The organism is Kushneria indalinina DSM 14324, from assembly GCF_003385845.1.
Lineage (GTDB): Bacteria > Pseudomonadota > Gammaproteobacteria > Pseudomonadales > Halomonadaceae > Kushneria > Kushneria indalinina.
In genome coordinates this window covers 121,260-136,079 of the sequence record NZ_QRDJ01000007.1, presented here as the reverse complement: position 1 = coordinate 136,079, position 14,820 = coordinate 121,260, and the positions used below count along the sequence as shown (strand labels likewise).

Sequence of the window (14,820 nt, the reverse complement as noted above, 5' to 3'; positions counted from 1 at the left end):
ACCCGGTGTGGTCATGGCCTGAATCGATGGGAAGTGTTCTGCATTGTTTCAAACAAAAAACCGGCACCTCGTTTGAGGTGCCGGCGGATGCTCACAACCCGTGCGCGTGGCACGTGATGTTGCGGTATCAGGCGTGCTGCTTTTTGTGACGCCCTTCCTTGATCTCTTCAATCAACTTGTTGTTGAAGGCGTTGAGATCCTTCGGCGTACGGCTGGTGACCAGTGCGCTGTCGCAGACCACTTCGCTGTCTTCCCACTGGGCGCCGGCATTTTTCAGATCCTGCGCGATAGTGGGCACGGACGTCATGCGACGGCCGTCGACCACTTCGGCGTTGATCAGAATCCAGGGCGCATGGCAGATCGCACCGACTGGCTTGCCGGCCTTGAAGAAATCGCGCACAAAGCTCAGCGCCTTGTCATTGGTACGCAGCGTGTCCGGGTTGAAGTGGCCGCCGGGCAGCATCAGTGCGTCGTAGTCATCAGCGCTGACTTCCTCGAGGACCTTGTCGACCGGATACTCATCGCCCCAGTCGGTTTCCGCCCAGGCCACGATGCCGTGCTTTTTGGGCGAGACCACGTGAACCTCGATGCTCTGGGCTTCCAGCGCCTTTTTCGGCGAGGCAAGCTCGGACTCTTCAAAACCGTCGGTGGCCAGAATGGCGACCTTCGTGCCTTTCAATTCGCTCATGTCAGAACGCTCCTTATCCTGGACATTGAATGTTGGCTATCGGGCGCGTCTTACGCGTGCTGCTTGCGATGACGGCCTTCGTGGATTTCCTCGATCATCTTGTTGCAAAAGGCATCCAGATCCTTCGGCAGGCGACTGGTGACAAACGCGCTGTCGCAGACGACTTCGCTGTCTTCCCACTTCGCGCCGGCATTTTCCAGATCCTTGCGCAGTGCCGGAACCGACGTCATGCGGCGGCCATCGACCACGCCGGCATTGATCAGCGTCCAGGCACCGTGGCAGATGGCGCCGACCGGCTTGCCTTCCTCGAAGAAACCGCGGGCGAAGGTCAGTGCCTTCTCGTTGGTGCGCAGGTTGTCGGGGTTGATGACACCGCCCGGCAGGACCAGCGCCTGGTAATCGTGCGAGCTGACTTCATCAAGGCTCTTGTCGACCGGATACCCCTCGCCCCACTGGGTTTCGGCCCAGGCACGAATGGTGCCGTGCTCGGGCGAGACGACGTGGACTTCAATGCCCTGTGCGGTCAGTGTGGCCTGCGGTACGGCAAGCTCGGACTCTTCAAACCCGTCGGTGGCCATGATGGCAACGCGGACACCCATCAGATCCTGATTCATGTGCTTCCCCCCATTCCTTTGGTGGTTCATGTGATAACGATCTACCCATTGACCTGCGGTCGACGGGAAGAACTTTCAAGAGGCGCGGATCTTTTGCACCTCGTTTTTCATCGGCGGCGCCATCCCTTTCGGCGCCACCGTCGTGTTGCCTTGCGCCCCGTCGCCTTATGCCTCGTTCCTCGTCGGCGGCGCCATGAATTCCGGCCCGACCGGGTCGGTGATGCACTCAGAGAGGATGGCATCGATGTCGCGCATTGCCTTGTCATCAAGCGACCAGCCCATCACTTCGTTGGCCGGGTCGAGCTGGTCCGGGCGGCGAGCACCCCACAGCGCGACCGAGACGCCCGGTTGGTCGAGCAGCCAGCGCAGGGCCAGGTGCAGTACGCGCTTGTTGTAGTGCTCCTGGGCGTAGGCGTCGAGTTTTTCGACCGCACTGATGTACTGCTCAAAGCGCGGCGACTGAAACTTGGGATCACTTTTGCGCAGGTCGTCACCGTTGAAGGTGGTGTCGCGATTCATCTTGCCGGAGAGCAGACCGCGGCACAGGGCGCCGTAGGTCAGCGTGCCCACGCCATCTTCACGAACGGCCGGCAGGATGCTGCTCTCGATGTCGCGCTCGAACAGGTTGTAGGGCGGCTGCATGGTCGACAGCGGGCAGATCTTCTCAAAGGCCCGCATCTGCTCGACCGAGAAGTTGGACACACCGACCGCCCGGATCTTGCCGCTTTCCTTCAATTCCTTGAGCACCGTGGCGGCTTCCTCGACGTCAACGGTCGGGTCCGGCCAGTGCAGCTGGTATAGATCGATGTAGTCGGTCTGCAGCCGCTTGAGGCTGTCGTTGATCTCCTGCTCGATACGACCGCGGCTGGCATCACGGTACGGGCCGTCATCGTTCCAGTTCAGGCCGCACTTGGTGGCCAGCACTGCCTGATCGCGAATGCCGCCTTCCTTGAGGGCCTTGCCGACCAGACGCTCGGATTCACCAAAGCCGTAGACCGCGGCGGTATCGATACAGGTAATACCGCGCTCCACGGCGCTCTGGACAGTGGCGATCGACTGCTTTTCGTCAGTGCCGCCCCATTTCCAGCCGCCGATGGCCCAGGTGCCCAGCGCAATGCGCGACGGCTTGAGATCGCTGTTGGGGAGTTGAATCGTTTCCATGGGGACAATACCTCCTTGAGAACCTGATTCCTGCAGCAGGGCCATGTCATGGTTAGGCCGCTACGAAAACGTGACTCAAGCGTAGACGCCGCCTTGCTATCGTGCATGCAGTACCTGCTAATCAAGCCGTTTTGTCACGGATGCACAGGCGTTGGGGCTCGGTTAAGCTGGCCGCTCCGATGTTGTTCTGCCTGGTCGGAAGCCCTCATGACCTGTTGGAAGTTCTCATGACTCGTTGGAAATGCTTATGAATAGTGCGCTGCTGATCTCCCTGATGGTGATGACCGCTGCCCTCGTCGTGGCCGCCGGGCTGTGGTGGCGTGGTCACAGCCATAGGGCACTGATGGCAACGCTTGAAGATGATCTGGAGCGTCTGCGTGAGCAGTACGGGGAAGCCGAACGCATGCTGGCCGAGCGTGAGGCGCTGCTTGAGCGCGAACAGACCCATACCCAGGAGCTGCGAGCGCAGCTGTCGCAGCGTGAGCAGCGCCTGGCGGAGGTGAGCGATTCGCTGCTGGATTACCGCGAGCGCTACACCCGACTGGAGGCCGAAAAGCAGCGGGATACGGTCCATTTCGAGGAGCGCCTGAGCCTTCTGGGCAGTGCCCGACAGGAGCTGACCCATGAGTTCGAGCGCCTGGCCGGGCGCATCTTTGACGAGCGTCAGCAGCAGTTTTCCCGCCACTCTCAGGAGAGCGTCAGCGCGCTGATGGCGCCAGTACGCGAGCAGATCGAACAGTTTCGTGCCCGGCTTGAAACCCTGCACGGCGAGCAGCAGCACAGCCGCACCCAGCTCACGACGCAGCTGGAGTATCTGGCCGGGCTCAATCGCCAGATGAGTGAGGACGCCAGCAACCTGACCCGGGCGCTCAAGGGCGATAGCAAATCGCAGGGCAGCTGGGGCGAGCTGATTCTCGAGCGGGTGCTGGAGCGTTCCGGGCTTAGACAGGGCATCGAGTACGAGCGCGAGGTGGTCCTGACCCACGACCAGGGGCGGTCACGCCCGGACGCCGTGATTTATCTGCCCGAATCGCGCCATTTGATCATCGATGCCAAGGTGTCGCTGACGGCTTGGGGTGAGGTGGTGGCCGCCGACAGCGACGCGGCCCGCGAGCAGGCCATGCGCCGGCACCTGCGCTCGGTGCGCAGCCACATCGAGACGCTCTCCGACAAGGGCTATGCGCGCCTGCCCGGTCTCAATGCCCCGGACATGGTGTTTCTGTTCATGCCCATCGAGCCCGCCTTTGCTGCGGTGTTCGAACACGATGACCGGCTCTTTCATGAGGCCTTTGACCGCCACGTCGTGCTGGTCACGCCCTCCACGCTGCTGGCCAGCCTGCGCACGGTGGCCGGTCTCTGGCGGCTGGAGCGCCAGAACGACAACGCCCGGGAAATCGTGGCGCGCGCCGAGAAGCTGCTGGAGAAGTGCCACGGCTTCGTCACCAGCATGGAGGAGGTGGGCACCCAGCTTGAGCGCGCCACCAACAGCCACCGCCAGGCGATGAACCGGCTGCGCGACGGGCAGGGCAGCCTGATCGCCCAGGCCGGGCGGCTCAACGCGCTGGGGGTGCGCAACCGCAAGGCCTGGCCGGAAAGCGTCAGGGAAAGCGCCCAGAGCGGACGCGAGGCGCAGCAGACCGAGCATCACGCGCCGTTTGTGTCAGCAGACGAGCCCCCCGGGCCGCTGCGCTTTGACGAGGAGTGAGTCGGGAGGGGCGTGGGCTCAGCGCCCGTGACGGAACAGCCTGACGATCGAGGCGCTGCGCGCGCTCAAAAGCTCCGGCGCGCGCTCAAGCGCCTCTTCCAGCGCCATCGGGCCATCGGCGAGGGCAAAGGCCGCCGTTACGCCTTCATCGAGGGCCTTCTCCCAGCCGCTGTCCAGCTTGCCGGCCAGTACCACACACGGCACCCCCTGACGATGCGCGGCGCGGGAGACGCCAATGGGCGTCTTGCCGGAGAGACTCTGGCCATCCAGCCGACCTTCGCCGGTAATCACCAGATCAGCGCGCTCAAGCGCCTGGTCAAAGCCCACCTGCTCCATCACAAGTTCGATGCCCGGGCGCAGGGTGGCGCTTAAAAAGGCCAGGGCCGCAAAGCCCATGCCGCCGGCCGCACCGGCCCCGGCGCTGTCGCGATGATCCTGGCCGGTGGCGTTGGCGGTGACCTCGGCAAGCCGTGCCAGCGCTTGATCAAGCTGGTTGACCTGCGCTTTGGTAGCCCCCTTTTGCGGGCCGAAAATCGCGCTGGCCCCCTGGTCGCCGCACAGCGGATTGTTCACATCCACGGCGGCCTCGACCGTCAGCCCTGCAACGCGCGAATCGATGCCGGAACAATCGATACGCGCAAGGTCGGCCAGCGCCGCGCCGCCGGGGGCAAGTACCCGGTCACTCTTGTCCAGAAAGCGCACGCCGAGTGCGCTCATCATGCCGGTGCCGCCGTCGTTGGTGGCGCTGCCGCCCAGCGTCAGAATCAAATGTTCGGCGCCTTCCTCAAGCGCGGCATGAATCAGCTCGCCCACGCCCCGGGTGGTGGTGTGCAGGGCGTCGCGTTCCTCGTTGGTGAGATGCTGTAACCCGCTGGCTTCGGCCAGTTCGACAATGGCGGTGCGCCGGTCGGCAATCCAGCCCCACTGCGCCGTGCGCGGCCGGTTCAGGGCGTCGTGAACCTCAAGGCTTCGCGCCTCGGCGTTGCTGGCGACCAGCAGCGCTTCCAGCGTGCCTTCGCCGCCATCGCCCAGCGGGCACAGGGTCCAGTCGGCATCGGGCGCGGCCTGACGCACACCCTCGGCGATGGCGTTCGCGGCGTCAGTGGCGCCCAGAGCATCCTTGAAGCTGTCGGGGGCGATCAGAATGTGCATGCAGACTCTCCGGCAGGAACTGTGAACCCCGAGCATAGCCCGGCAGGCGTCACGTCGGCCAATGGCGCCCGGCGTGCAGGCATAAAAAGGCCCGCACTGTCATGCGGGCCTGACCGTGCGGTGATCGCCATCAGCGCATGATGTGCAGGAAATGCAGGTGCTTCTCGTACTGATCGAGAATGTCACCGATCACCTGCTGCTTCGAGTAGCCCATGATGTTGTATTTCTGACCACCTTCGCGCAGAAAGACCTCGGCGCGGTAGTCGTTGTTGTCCTTCGAGTGCCCCTTGCTGCGCATGCCGCTCATGGCAAAGGAGGGCGCGGCGTAGCGGCGAATCCGCACGCCATAGACAAAATCGTTTTCTTCGCCGTGATCGACACGGAGATAGCAGCGGTCGTCTTCATCGGTGATTTTGATATCCAGCGACTGCTTTTTGAACTCTTCACCAATCTCTTTCATGGCGACCTCGACGGTCTCATGCAAAAACGTCGAGACCTGCTGATGCCGTGGCGAGGTCACCAGCGTCTGCAGGCGCGTCTGCCAGTAGTCGGTCCTGCCGGGCGTATTGCCGGCGGCCACGCGCGAGACGTTGCCGGGGGTGTTCATCAGATGCTGCAGGCTGTCCTGCTTGACCGCCTCGACTTTCAGCGCCTTGAGAAGCCCGTAGCAGATGACCATCAAAATGATCGAAAAGGGCAGCGCCGCGAGCAGCGAGGCCGCCTGAAGGGCTTCAAGGCCGCCGGCCATCAAAAGCGCGACGGCCGACACGCCGGCGCTGACCGCCCAGAACACGCGCTGCAGAACGGGGGATTCGTCACCGTCCTTTGAGGTCAATAGATCCATTACCAGCGAGCCCGAGTCTGCCGAGGTCACAAAGAAGGTCGCCACCAGCAGCACGGCGATGGTGGAGGTCACCACCGACAGCGGCAGCAGGTTCAAAAATTCGAACAGGGCGATCGAGCTGCTCTCTTCGACGGCGTCCGACAGCTGGCTCAGCCCCTCGGTGGCGATCATGTGGATGGCACCGTCGCCGAAAAAGGTCATCCAGATGAAGTTGAAACCGGTCGGCACAAACAGCACGCCCATGACGAACTCGCGGATGCGGCGACCGCGCGAAACGCGCGCGACGAACATGCCGACAAAGGGGGACCAGGCGATCCACCAGCCCCAGTAGAACAGCGTCCAGTTGCCCAGCCAGTCGTTGGTGTCTTCATTGCCGAGATAGGCATAGATATTGAACGTGCGATCCACAACGCCGGAGAAATAGGAGCCCACGTTCTGGGCCAGTGACTGGAAGCTGAAGAGTGTGGGGCCCATCACGATTACGAACAGCAGCAGGATAAAGACCAGCCATAGATTCATCTCCGACAGCCGTTTGACCCCGCCATCAAGGCCCAGCGACACCGAGCAGGTCGCCGCGGCCGTAATGGCGGCAATCAGGATGATCTGGCTGACCAGCGTGTCGGGAAAGCCAAACAGGAAATTGAGCCCTGAGCTGATCTGCATGACGCCCAGCCCCAGTGAGGTAGCCAGACCAAACATGGTGCCAAAGACGGCGAAGATATCGACGGCGTAGCCGATCGGTCCATGGATACGCTTGCCGATCAGGGGGTAGAGCGCCGAACTCAGGCGCAGCGGCAGGCCATGTCGAAAGCTGAAATAGGCCAGCGCCAGCGCCACCACGGCATAAACACCCCAGGGATGGAGCCCCCAGTGGAAGAAGGTGATCTCCATGGCTTCCTTGGCCGCCGCAGGGTTACTGCCCTCACCATTCGGCGGGCTCATGTAGTGCGTGACAGGCTCGGCGACCCCGTAATACATGATGCCGATGCCCATGCCGGCGGCAAAGAGCATCGCAAACCAGGAGGCGTAGCTGTACTCGGGCTCGCTGTGATCCGGCCCCAGGCGAATCCGACCGTGCCGGGACATGGCCAGATAAAGGGCGAAGATGAGATAGACCCCCATGGCGAGCAGATAAAACCAGCCAAAGGTGTCGATGACCCAGCTCTGGGCCTGACCAAAGGTCTGACCGGCAAGCTCGGGTGCCACGACGGCAAACAGGATAAAGGCAACAATGATGCCCGCAGCGGTATAGAAAACGGGTGGGTTCAGTTTGGCAACTGTGGGTGGATTGGCGTCATCAGCCATAAGCTTTTGTCCCTGTTCTATAGTTTGATCAATAATACTAACTTATAATTTTGTGACGGCCAGGTGCCGTCGACATTCGGCGGCCGACGTTGCACAAAGTTGATGGCCGTCGGGTATCAAGCGTCGGTGACGGTTAAACGTGCCGTGCCTGCACGCTGTCGGCCGCATCATGCAGACATTGCGGGCCTTTCGTATTCGCTCTACTGTCTAAGAAACAAGGGCAGCGGTTGGGCGCCTTTTCTCATGGGACCACCCGCGGGTGTCAGGGATAGTTCACCGGGGATGCGTGCCATGTCATCCATTCAGTTGCTTATAAAGATGTCCCTGCTGGGCCTTGCGCTGACAGGCTGTAGCGCCCTGCCGTCGTCGCAGCCGCTGGGCGTCAATGAGCACGCCCTGCCGGCATCGTGCTACGCCGAATACAGCGGCACGCGCCTGGCGCAGGTCCGGGCCATCGCCAGCGCGCTTGAAGCGCAGGGCTACGAGGTTCGGACCAGCGATGTCGAGCTGGGGCTGGTCAGCGCCGAGCGCATTCGGCGTCAGCCCGGGCTGGGCGCCACGCGACAGTGGCGCAGCAGCATGGGGTGGTTTGGCAGTCGTCGCGGCGGGGTCATGCTGGGCGGCGGGTTCGGCGATCCCTTCGATACCTTCCGCTCCGATCCCTACAGTCGCGAACAGGTAGCGGTCAGTGCCGATGGCCAGCGCTATCTGGCGGTACGCAGCATGATGATTGTGTCACCGGATGGCTTTGTCATGGATGCCCGCCCGGCCTCACCGGAACCCTTTTGTCAGCAGACACATGCGGCCATCGAGCAGGCGCTGATGCGCTCGGGAGCATCCTTATGAGACCGGGACACCAATACACCGCGCATCGAGTGGTGCGCGGACTCGTGATGGCCATGCTGCTGGGGATGGTGACCGGTTGCGCCACCACGACCTCGCTGCCCCCGCCCGAACGCCTGGAGCATTTCGATGCACCGCCCGAACGGGTCATGCAGGCCACTATGGCATCGCTTGCCGAGCGCGGCTTCGTGATCCTCTATGGCGATCACGCCCTGGGCGAACTTCGCGCTAGCTACGCTGCGCGTCCGGAATGGCGGGTCGAGGCACATGTGGCAGCCGAGCAGCGTGGCAGCGAGCTTCGGCTCAGGGGCTGGCGGGGGGAGGCAGCACTGGGCGTGGGGGAGTTTGATCGACTGGCCACGTCCATTGCCGAGCGTCTCGGAGAAGGGCCGCTGTCAGGGTCTGGTGTCGTGACGCCCTGAGCGGTTGTGTTTGGGCGGCCCGGCTTCACATGCTGTGATTAGGTGCCCTTGATCTCGTCTACAAAGCGCTGCAGCAGCCTCAGGCGTGCCTGTCGAGCATCTTCCTCCAGCGGCTGCGCCTGACCTGCGCCCCAGACCGGTCCGGGCCAGGCCGCATCCTCTCTTGAGCGCGCGATTACATGCACATGCAGCTGCGGCACCATGTTGCCCAGTGCGCCGATGTTCATCTTGTCGGCACCGGTGTGGTACTGCATGAATGCACTCAAAAGGTCGACCTCCTGCCACAACTGCGTGCGCTCGTGCTCGGGCAGCTCAAAACTTTCGCGAATGTTGTCGCGCTGCGGCACCAGCAGTGCCCAGACAAAGCGGGCATCGTTCATCAGGCGCAGCTCGCAGAGTTCGAGCGAGGCAACAAACAGGGTGTCAGCGGCCAGTCTTTCGTGCAGCACAAAGGCCATTTTTTAACTCCATGGACGAAGGGCAAAAGGAGAGGGTGCCGGCGCATTGGAGGCGATCGCCGCTGGAAATGCAAACCGGTTCAAAAAATGCCAGACTCCTGCCGTGGGTTGCGATGACGAGCTCCGCGCTCCGGATCATCGCAAACCATATATTCCCATCAACAAGGAGTTGTTACATGAAAAAATGGATGAGCATGACGCTGATTGCCCTCTTTTCCGCTGCGGCACTGTCTGCCTGCAATACGGTTGGCGGCGCAGGTGAAGATATCTCCTCAGGTGGTGAGTCCATTCAGGACGCGGCTGATTGATATCGCTTTCTCGGGCAGGGGCGCAACGCTGCCTGCCCGTGGCATCCAGTGAAGTCTTCTTCCTTTCCTTCTTCTCCTTCCTCTCTTTTATACGTTTCTCTCGCTGTTCCTTTCAGCTTCTGCCTGCCTCTCCTGACGCTGCCGTATGCCTGACGTGTCGGTCTTTTTTATCCTTTCTGCCCGAAACCCGTGCGTTTTCGAATAGACTCTGCGCCCGCAGTGACAACAATCGGGCGCCCGAGTTCAAATGATATGGATATACACTTGATAATCCTTATCATCCAGCTTACTGTGACCTCGCTCGGCCTGGCGCCTTTACATGCCTGAGCGCGGCCTTCAGCGCCGATCAAAAAGACGGTAGTGATCTATAACAGTCAGGGGAACAGTCATGAGTCGAACGGGGAAATTGTCTCCCGGGGCAGGGGAAGTACGTTATCTGACCTCGCTGCTGGCAGGGGCAGTGTTGTTGCCGGTCGCCGGTGGGGTCTGGGCTGCCGAGCAGCAGGGCGATGGCGCGGCAGAGACCACGACGGTCACCACGACCACTGCCACGGCTTCCAGCGGTGACGACTCACGCCTTGACACCATTACCGTGGAAGGCAATCGGCTCTATGACATGCTCCCCTCCGAGCAGACCGGCGGCTACGGCGTGGATGCCGCCACCGTCGGCACCAAGACGCCGGCGGCCCTGCGTGATATCCCTCAGTCGATCAGCGTGGTAACCCGCGAGGCGATCGAGGATCAGAATTTCGACACGCTCGATCAGATGGCCAAACGTACTCCGGGGATGCGGGTGCTCTCCAACGATGACGGTCGCTCTTCGATTTACGCCCGTGGCTACGAGTACGACGAATACAACGTTGACGGTCTTCCGGCACCCATGGCCAGCATCAATGGCACGGTACCCAACCTGTCTGCCTTTGACCGGGTCGAGATCATGCGTGGACCGTCCGGTCTCTTCAACAGCACCAGCGAGATGGGCGGTATTGTCAATCTGGTGCGTAAGCGTCCGACCTACGACTTTCAGGGCCACGTGACCGGCCGTTACGGCAGCTGGGACCAGAATTATGTGGAAACAGATCTGTCCGGGCCGATCAACGCTGATGGCAGCGTACGTGGTCGCCTGGTGATCGATAACAGCGACACCAACGGTTTTGTCGATCACAACGATAATACCAACCAGACGTTTTATGGCGCGCTGGATTTTGACCTGGACGAGGACACCACGTTGTCGCTGGCATATCTTCGCCAGCACAAGGACATTACCGTCAATAATGGCCTTCCGACCGGTGCCGACGGAAACCTGCTGGACATCAAGCGTTCCACCTTTGCCGGAGCGGACTGGAACAGCTTTGAAATGCAAAGCAATGACTACATTGCTGATCTGACCCACCAGTTCGATAATGGAGGCTACGGCCGATTTGCTGCGCGTTATTCCACCCGACAGGCCAATTATAACTATGTATTTGGCGGTACCGGCGTTGACGCAAATGGAGGCTTTGATGCCAGAGGCACAGGCGGCGATGTCGATCAGCAGTCGTTATCAATGGATGCCAGCTACAGCCAGCCCTTTGATGCACTGGGCAATGTCAGCGAATTCGTTGTAGGTACGGATTACAAGCGCTATGAAACCGATACGCTTCGTAGCTCGGTGGCTGCAAGAGGAGGTCCCGACAATACTTATTTCGATGACGGTCTTGGCGATGGACCGACGTCATTCGATGGAATCAGAAACATTACTGAGATCGATTTTCTTGCTCCCGGTCGAGCTGGTGCCCGAATTTCCGATCAGCGTGAAACGCTTGAAGAATACGGCCTTTATTCCAAGCTGACCTTCCGGCCGATTCAGGATCTGGCCCTGATTGGTGGTGCCCGGCTGAGTTCCTATCAGGCTCGCGTCACTGATCATGGCAACAACGATGCGGTCAGTAGTCGCAGCGATGACAGCAAGTTAACGCCTTATGGTGGTCTGGTTTACGATCTGGATCGTCATCACTCGCTGTATGCCAGCTACTCCGAGGTGTTCAAGCCACAAACGCAGACAGATGCCAATAACGATCTACTCAAGGCGCGCGAGGGCACGCAGTATGAAGTAGGCATCAAGGGCAGCTATTTCAACGGTGACCTCAATGCTCGCATGAGTGCCTTTCGCCTGTACGATGAAAACTACGCGGCCGGCGTTACCGGACAAAACTACAGCGCTGATACCGGCAAGCGTCGAATCCAGGGGGCAGAGCTTGAGCTGACTGGCAGCATTACCGACCAGTGGGATGTGATCGCCGGGTACACTTATCTGGACACCGAAGTGAAAGACGGCGATGAAGAAGCCACTTTCCTGCTGATGCCGCACAACATGGTCAATCTCTGGACCCAGTACGGCTTTGAAGGCGGGGCGCTGGATGGTTTCCGGATTGGCGGCGGTGTGACGGCGATGGACGGTTTCCACTCCAGTCAGGGCGTTGAAGCGCCGGGTTATGCCGTGGTCGATGCCATGGTTGGTTACGACTTTACCCCGAGCCTGTCGGGTCAGCTCAACTTCAACAACATCCTCGACAAGAAGTACTACGAGCGTGTGGGTAGCACAGGTACCTTCAACATGTACGGCGCGCCCTCAAACGTGGTGGCCTCGCTGCGCTACGACTTCTGATTGATCCGGCGCCGGTCATGCCGGCGCCGCGTTTCAGGATGGAAAAACACCTTTGAAGCACTAAAAAACCCGGCACATGGCCGGGTTTTTTGATGCTTCTGAAAGGCCTCCAACGTCTCAGCGAATGCCCAGCGTGGCCCCACCGTCGATGCGCATGTCGTGCATGGTGATGTGGCGCGCGCGATCACTGAGCAGAAAGCGAATCGCCTCGCTGACGTCTTCGGGTTCGGCAATGCGCTTAAGCGGAATGCCCAGCTTCCAGCCCTCCAGCGAGCCGCGAATCACGTTGTCGCGGCCGCTGTCATCGACCCACATGCCGCGCTGCATGTCGGTGTCGGTGGAGCCGGGGGATACGATGTTGCAGCGCACGTTGTGCTCAGCCATTTCCAGCCCCAGACAGCGCACCAGCTGATGGGTGGCCGCCTTGGAGGCGCAGTAGGCGCCCATCGCCTGGCGCGGGGTATCCGCGGCGTTGGAGCCCACCACCACGATGGCACCGTTGTCACGCTCGGCCATCCGTCGCGCCACGGCGCGGGTGACGTTGAACACGCCGGTGGTATTCACGTTCATGGCGTGCAGCCACTGCGCGTCGGTCAGCTCCGTAATGCGCCCCATCTGCAGTACGCCGGCCACGTGCGCCAGACGCGTGATGGGGGCTCGAGCCTCGATCTCGGCAATGGCAGCCTCTACTACGTCTGAGTCACTGACATCGACCACGTGTGCGCTGACCCGCTCGGCGCCGAATTCACGGCCCAGCCGGGCGGCCGTGTCGGCAAGCGCCTCGCCGAGGCTGTCGAGCAGGGCCACGCTGGCGCCTTCCCCGAGAAGATCATGCGCCAGCGTGGCGCCAATCCCGCGGGCGGCGCCGGTAATTACGATCCGTTCGCCTTCAAACTCACCGCTCATTTGAGTTCATCCATGATGCGATGACGCTCCTGGTGGTAGCGCTCTTCGTTCCAGCAGTGGCGCCAGTAGGGCACCGCGTAGAGCTGACGCTTGGTAAGACCGCGAATGCCCATCAGGTGCTCACGCAGGGAGAGCACCGCCGAGTTTTCACCGCCGACCCAGGCGGAGACGCTGCCGGTGTCGGGAAAGTCCATGGCGCGCACCGCATCGACCTGCAGGGTCGACAGACACGACGGCATGTCGCCGCGATAGAGCCAGTGCACGTCCATGCCCGGCGGATGGCGCAGCGTCTGGCGCTCGGCCTCGTGATCCACCTCGATCAGCACCACGCCGCGGGCCTGCTCATCCATCGCCTCGAGCAGGGCGCTGATGGCCGGCAGGGCCGTCATGTCGCCGGAGATCAGCGACCAGTCGGCCGGCGGCAGCAGCGGATCGGGGCCACCGGGGCCGCTGATGCCGATCATGTCGCCGGGACGGGCGGCCAGCGCCCAGCGCGAGGCTGGGCCTTCATCGCCGTGGGCCACGAAATCCACGCTCAGCTCGCGCCGCTCGGTATCGAAATGGCGCACGCTGTAGGTGCGGGTAATCGGCTTCTCTTCCGCGGCGGGCCAGACCACGCCGGCCTCGGTCAGCTGCGGCAACACCGGTGCACTCTGATGTTCCAGCGGTAGAAAGACCTTGATGTGACCGCCGCCACGGCGGGCAGGAAAGCCTTCCAGCGCCTCACCGCCGAGCACGATACGGATCATGTGCTCGGTGATCACCTCGCGGCGCACCACTTCCAGAAGCATCGGCGGGCGTTTCTTGCCTTTCGGCGGCGGGGCAGTCTGAGCTGCCTGGCCGGTGGTCATTTCGGCGACACTCATGCGCTGACTCCCTGACGGTTGAGCAGTGCGACCCAGTCAATGATGGTGGGTGCTTCGACCAGATCCATGAAGCTGACATCAAAGCCTTCCCGGCGCAGCTCCTCGACAAACGTCATCATGCGCATCGAGTCCAGTCCGTAGAAGAGCAGGTTGTCATCCGCCGGGATCTCTTCGGCGCTGACGCCGGCAAGGGCGGCTACCCGATCGGTCAGCGCGGCCTGCGTCATGGCGCCGGCGCTGTGCTGATCGCCCTGTGCGGACTCGAGCGCCTCAAGGGCGCGGGCGCTGGTGGTCACCACGCCGCAGCGTCCGGCGACGTATTCAAGGGCCATGTCATGACGGGCGCGCGAGAAATCGGCCACGCCATCGGTGAGCATGAAGCACTGTACGTCCTGCATGAAGCCTTCCAGCGCCGTGGCCATGCAGCCGATGTGGGCATATACCCCGCCGATGACCAGCTGATCGCGACCCCATTCGTGCATGCGCTCGCGCAGGTCGCTGCGCTGAAAGGCGCTGTAGCGCCACTTGGTCAACACCACATCGCCGTCCTGAGGGGCCAGTTCGTCCACCACCGGATACTGCTCGGGGTGGGCCGGCAGGCCCGGACCCCAGAAGTCATTGAGCAGGGCGCGATCATCATCGGGCTGATCGGTCGGCTGCGCGGTATACACCACCGGGACGCCCGCGGCGCGAGCGGCCGCGATCAGCGCAGCCAGATGTGAGATCACCTCGGGGATGGGTGCTGCGCTCACGTCATATTTCGCCAGGAAATAGCGCTGCATGTCGTGGATCAACAGCACGGCGCGTGCGGGGTCGACCTGCCAGCTGACCCGGTTGTCGGGCAGCTCATCGGTCGTGGGTAGTGAATAGCTCGCGATGGCGGGAATGGCCATGATACTTC

At 61.8% G+C, this 14,820-nt stretch carries 14 protein-coding genes; 5 read left to right on the top strand and 9 right to left on the bottom strand.

The window, feature by feature from the left end; genetic code table 11:
* Positions 1 to 127: 127 nt before the first annotated feature.
* The 3 genes from C8D72_RS07265 to C8D72_RS07255 all read right to left on the bottom strand — a co-directional run bounded on the left by C8D72_RS07265 (position 128) and on the right by C8D72_RS07255 (position 2,463).
* Entirely contained in the window at positions 128 to 688 is a 561-nt protein-coding gene (locus tag C8D72_RS07265; RefSeq protein WP_115853758.1) for a type 1 glutamine amidotransferase domain-containing protein, read from the bottom strand.
* A 50-nt stretch (positions 689 to 738) separates the two neighbouring features.
* On the bottom strand, positions 739 to 1,302 hold the full coding sequence (locus tag C8D72_RS07260) for a type 1 glutamine amidotransferase domain-containing protein (RefSeq protein WP_115853757.1): 564 nt from the start codon (positions 1,300 to 1,302) through the stop codon (positions 739 to 741).
* Between the two features lie 165 nt (positions 1,303 to 1,467).
* Positions 1,468 to 2,463 (bottom strand): aldo/keto reductase, encoded by a 996-nt coding sequence (locus C8D72_RS07255; RefSeq protein ID WP_115853756.1) that lies wholly within the window; start codon positions 2,461 to 2,463, stop codon positions 1,468 to 1,470.
* Between the two features lie 247 nt (positions 2,464 to 2,710).
* On the opposite strand from C8D72_RS07255, the gene C8D72_RS07250 reads away from it, so the two are divergent.
* Entirely contained in the window at positions 2,711 to 4,168 is a 1,458-nt protein-coding gene (locus tag C8D72_RS07250; protein ID WP_245955189.1) for a DNA recombination protein RmuC, read from the top strand.
* Between the two features lie 18 nt (positions 4,169 to 4,186).
* Here the strand turns inward: C8D72_RS07250 and C8D72_RS07245 are convergent, their stop codons facing one another.
* Together C8D72_RS07245 and betT are read right to left on the bottom strand one after the other, a co-directional pair.
* Positions 4,187 to 5,320 carry a glycerate kinase gene (locus C8D72_RS07245; protein ID WP_115853755.1) on the bottom strand — a complete coding sequence of 378 codons (1,134 nt, stop codon included), beginning with the start codon at positions 5,318 to 5,320 and terminating at the stop codon, positions 4,187 to 4,189.
* A gap of 130 nt (positions 5,321 to 5,450) precedes the next feature.
* Entirely contained in the window at positions 5,451 to 7,469 is a 2,019-nt protein-coding gene (gene betT / locus C8D72_RS07240) for a choline BCCT transporter BetT (protein ID WP_115853754.1), read from the bottom strand.
* Between the two features lie 291 nt (positions 7,470 to 7,760).
* Here betT and C8D72_RS07235 point away from each other — a divergent pair, with 291 nt between their 5' ends.
* Complete coding sequence (locus tag C8D72_RS07235; RefSeq protein ID WP_147301507.1) at positions 7,761 to 8,315, top strand: hypothetical protein; 555 nt, start codon at positions 7,761 to 7,763, stop codon at positions 8,313 to 8,315.
* Complete coding sequence (locus tag C8D72_RS07230; RefSeq protein WP_115853752.1) at positions 8,312 to 8,734, top strand: hypothetical protein; 423 nt, start codon at positions 8,312 to 8,314, stop codon at positions 8,732 to 8,734. The genes C8D72_RS07235 and C8D72_RS07230 overlap by 4 nt, the downstream gene beginning before the upstream one ends.
* Positions 8,735 to 8,772: 38 nt before the next feature.
* Here the strand turns inward: C8D72_RS07230 and C8D72_RS07225 are convergent, their stop codons facing one another.
* Entirely contained in the window at positions 8,773 to 9,192 is a 420-nt protein-coding gene (locus tag C8D72_RS07225) for an HIT domain-containing protein (protein WP_115853751.1), read from the bottom strand.
* A 176-nt stretch (positions 9,193 to 9,368) separates the two neighbouring features.
* Here C8D72_RS07225 and C8D72_RS07220 point away from each other — a divergent pair, with 176 nt between their 5' ends.
* The gene (locus C8D72_RS07220; protein ID WP_115853750.1) at positions 9,369 to 9,500 is read left to right on the top strand and encodes an entericidin A/B family lipoprotein; all 132 of its coding nucleotides are present in this window, start codon (positions 9,369 to 9,371) and stop codon (positions 9,498 to 9,500) included.
* 388 nt (positions 9,501 to 9,888) lie between these two features.
* Positions 9,889 to 12,147, top strand: a complete 2,259-nt coding sequence (locus C8D72_RS07215) for a TonB-dependent siderophore receptor (RefSeq protein ID WP_115853749.1) — start codon at positions 9,889 to 9,891, stop codon at positions 12,145 to 12,147.
* Positions 12,148 to 12,264: 117 nt separating this feature from the next.
* Here the strand turns inward: C8D72_RS07215 and C8D72_RS07210 are convergent, their stop codons facing one another.
* From C8D72_RS07210 to C8D72_RS07200, 3 genes are read right to left on the bottom strand one after another with little or no spacing between them, the layout of a single operon-like run.
* Entirely contained in the window at positions 12,265 to 13,053 is a 789-nt protein-coding gene (locus tag C8D72_RS07210) for a 2,3-dihydro-2,3-dihydroxybenzoate dehydrogenase (protein ID WP_115853748.1), read from the bottom strand.
* On the bottom strand, positions 13,050 to 13,919 hold the full coding sequence (locus C8D72_RS07205; protein ID WP_115853747.1) for a siderophore-interacting protein: 870 nt from the start codon (positions 13,917 to 13,919) through the stop codon (positions 13,050 to 13,052). The genes C8D72_RS07210 and C8D72_RS07205 overlap by 4 nt, the downstream gene beginning before the upstream one ends.
* A complete protein-coding gene (locus C8D72_RS07200) occupies positions 13,916 to 14,812 on the bottom strand; it encodes an isochorismatase (RefSeq protein WP_115853746.1) in 897 nt (298 codons plus the stop codon). Before C8D72_RS07200 ends, C8D72_RS07205 begins: the two co-directional genes overlap by 4 nt.
* Positions 14,813 to 14,820 lie beyond the last annotated feature (8 nt).

Excerpts from the sequence above, each read along its gene's own strand:
- C8D72_RS07265 (WP_115853758.1), bottom strand. The coding sequence starts at position 688 with ATGAGCGAATTGAAAGGCACGAAGGTCGCCATTCTGGCCACCGACGGT.
- C8D72_RS07245 (WP_115853755.1), bottom strand. The coding sequence starts at position 5,320 with ATGCACATTCTGATCGCCCCCGACAGCTTCAAGGATGCTCTGGGCGCC.
- C8D72_RS07225 (WP_115853751.1), bottom strand. The coding sequence starts at position 9,192 with ATGGCCTTTGTGCTGCACGAAAGACTGGCCGCTGACACCCTGTTTGTT.
- C8D72_RS07210 (WP_115853748.1), bottom strand. The coding sequence starts at position 13,053 with ATGAGCGGTGAGTTTGAAGGCGAACGGATCGTAATTACCGGCGCCGCC.
- C8D72_RS07260 (WP_115853757.1), bottom strand. The coding sequence starts at position 1,302 with ATGAATCAGGATCTGATGGGTGTCCGCGTTGCCATCATGGCCACCGAC.
- C8D72_RS07200 (WP_115853746.1), bottom strand. The coding sequence starts at position 14,812 with ATGGCCATTCCCGCCATCGCGAGCTATTCACTACCCACGACCGATGAG.
- C8D72_RS07255 (WP_115853756.1), bottom strand. The coding sequence starts at position 2,463 with ATGGAAACGATTCAACTCCCCAACAGCGATCTCAAGCCGTCGCGCATT.
- C8D72_RS07235 (WP_147301507.1), top strand. The coding sequence starts at position 7,761 with ATGTCATCCATTCAGTTGCTTATAAAGATGTCCCTGCTGGGCCTTGCG.
- C8D72_RS07250 (WP_245955189.1), top strand. The coding sequence starts at position 2,711 with ATGAATAGTGCGCTGCTGATCTCCCTGATGGTGATGACCGCTGCCCTC.
- C8D72_RS07215 (WP_115853749.1), top strand. The coding sequence starts at position 9,889 with ATGAGTCGAACGGGGAAATTGTCTCCCGGGGCAGGGGAAGTACGTTAT.
- betT (WP_115853754.1), bottom strand. The coding sequence starts at position 7,469 with ATGGCTGATGACGCCAATCCACCCACAGTTGCCAAACTGAACCCACCC.
- C8D72_RS07220 (WP_115853750.1), top strand. The coding sequence starts at position 9,369 with ATGAAAAAATGGATGAGCATGACGCTGATTGCCCTCTTTTCCGCTGCG.
- C8D72_RS07205 (WP_115853747.1), bottom strand. The coding sequence starts at position 13,919 with ATGAGTGTCGCCGAAATGACCACCGGCCAGGCAGCTCAGACTGCCCCG.
- C8D72_RS07230 (WP_115853752.1), top strand. The coding sequence starts at position 8,312 with ATGAGACCGGGACACCAATACACCGCGCATCGAGTGGTGCGCGGACTC.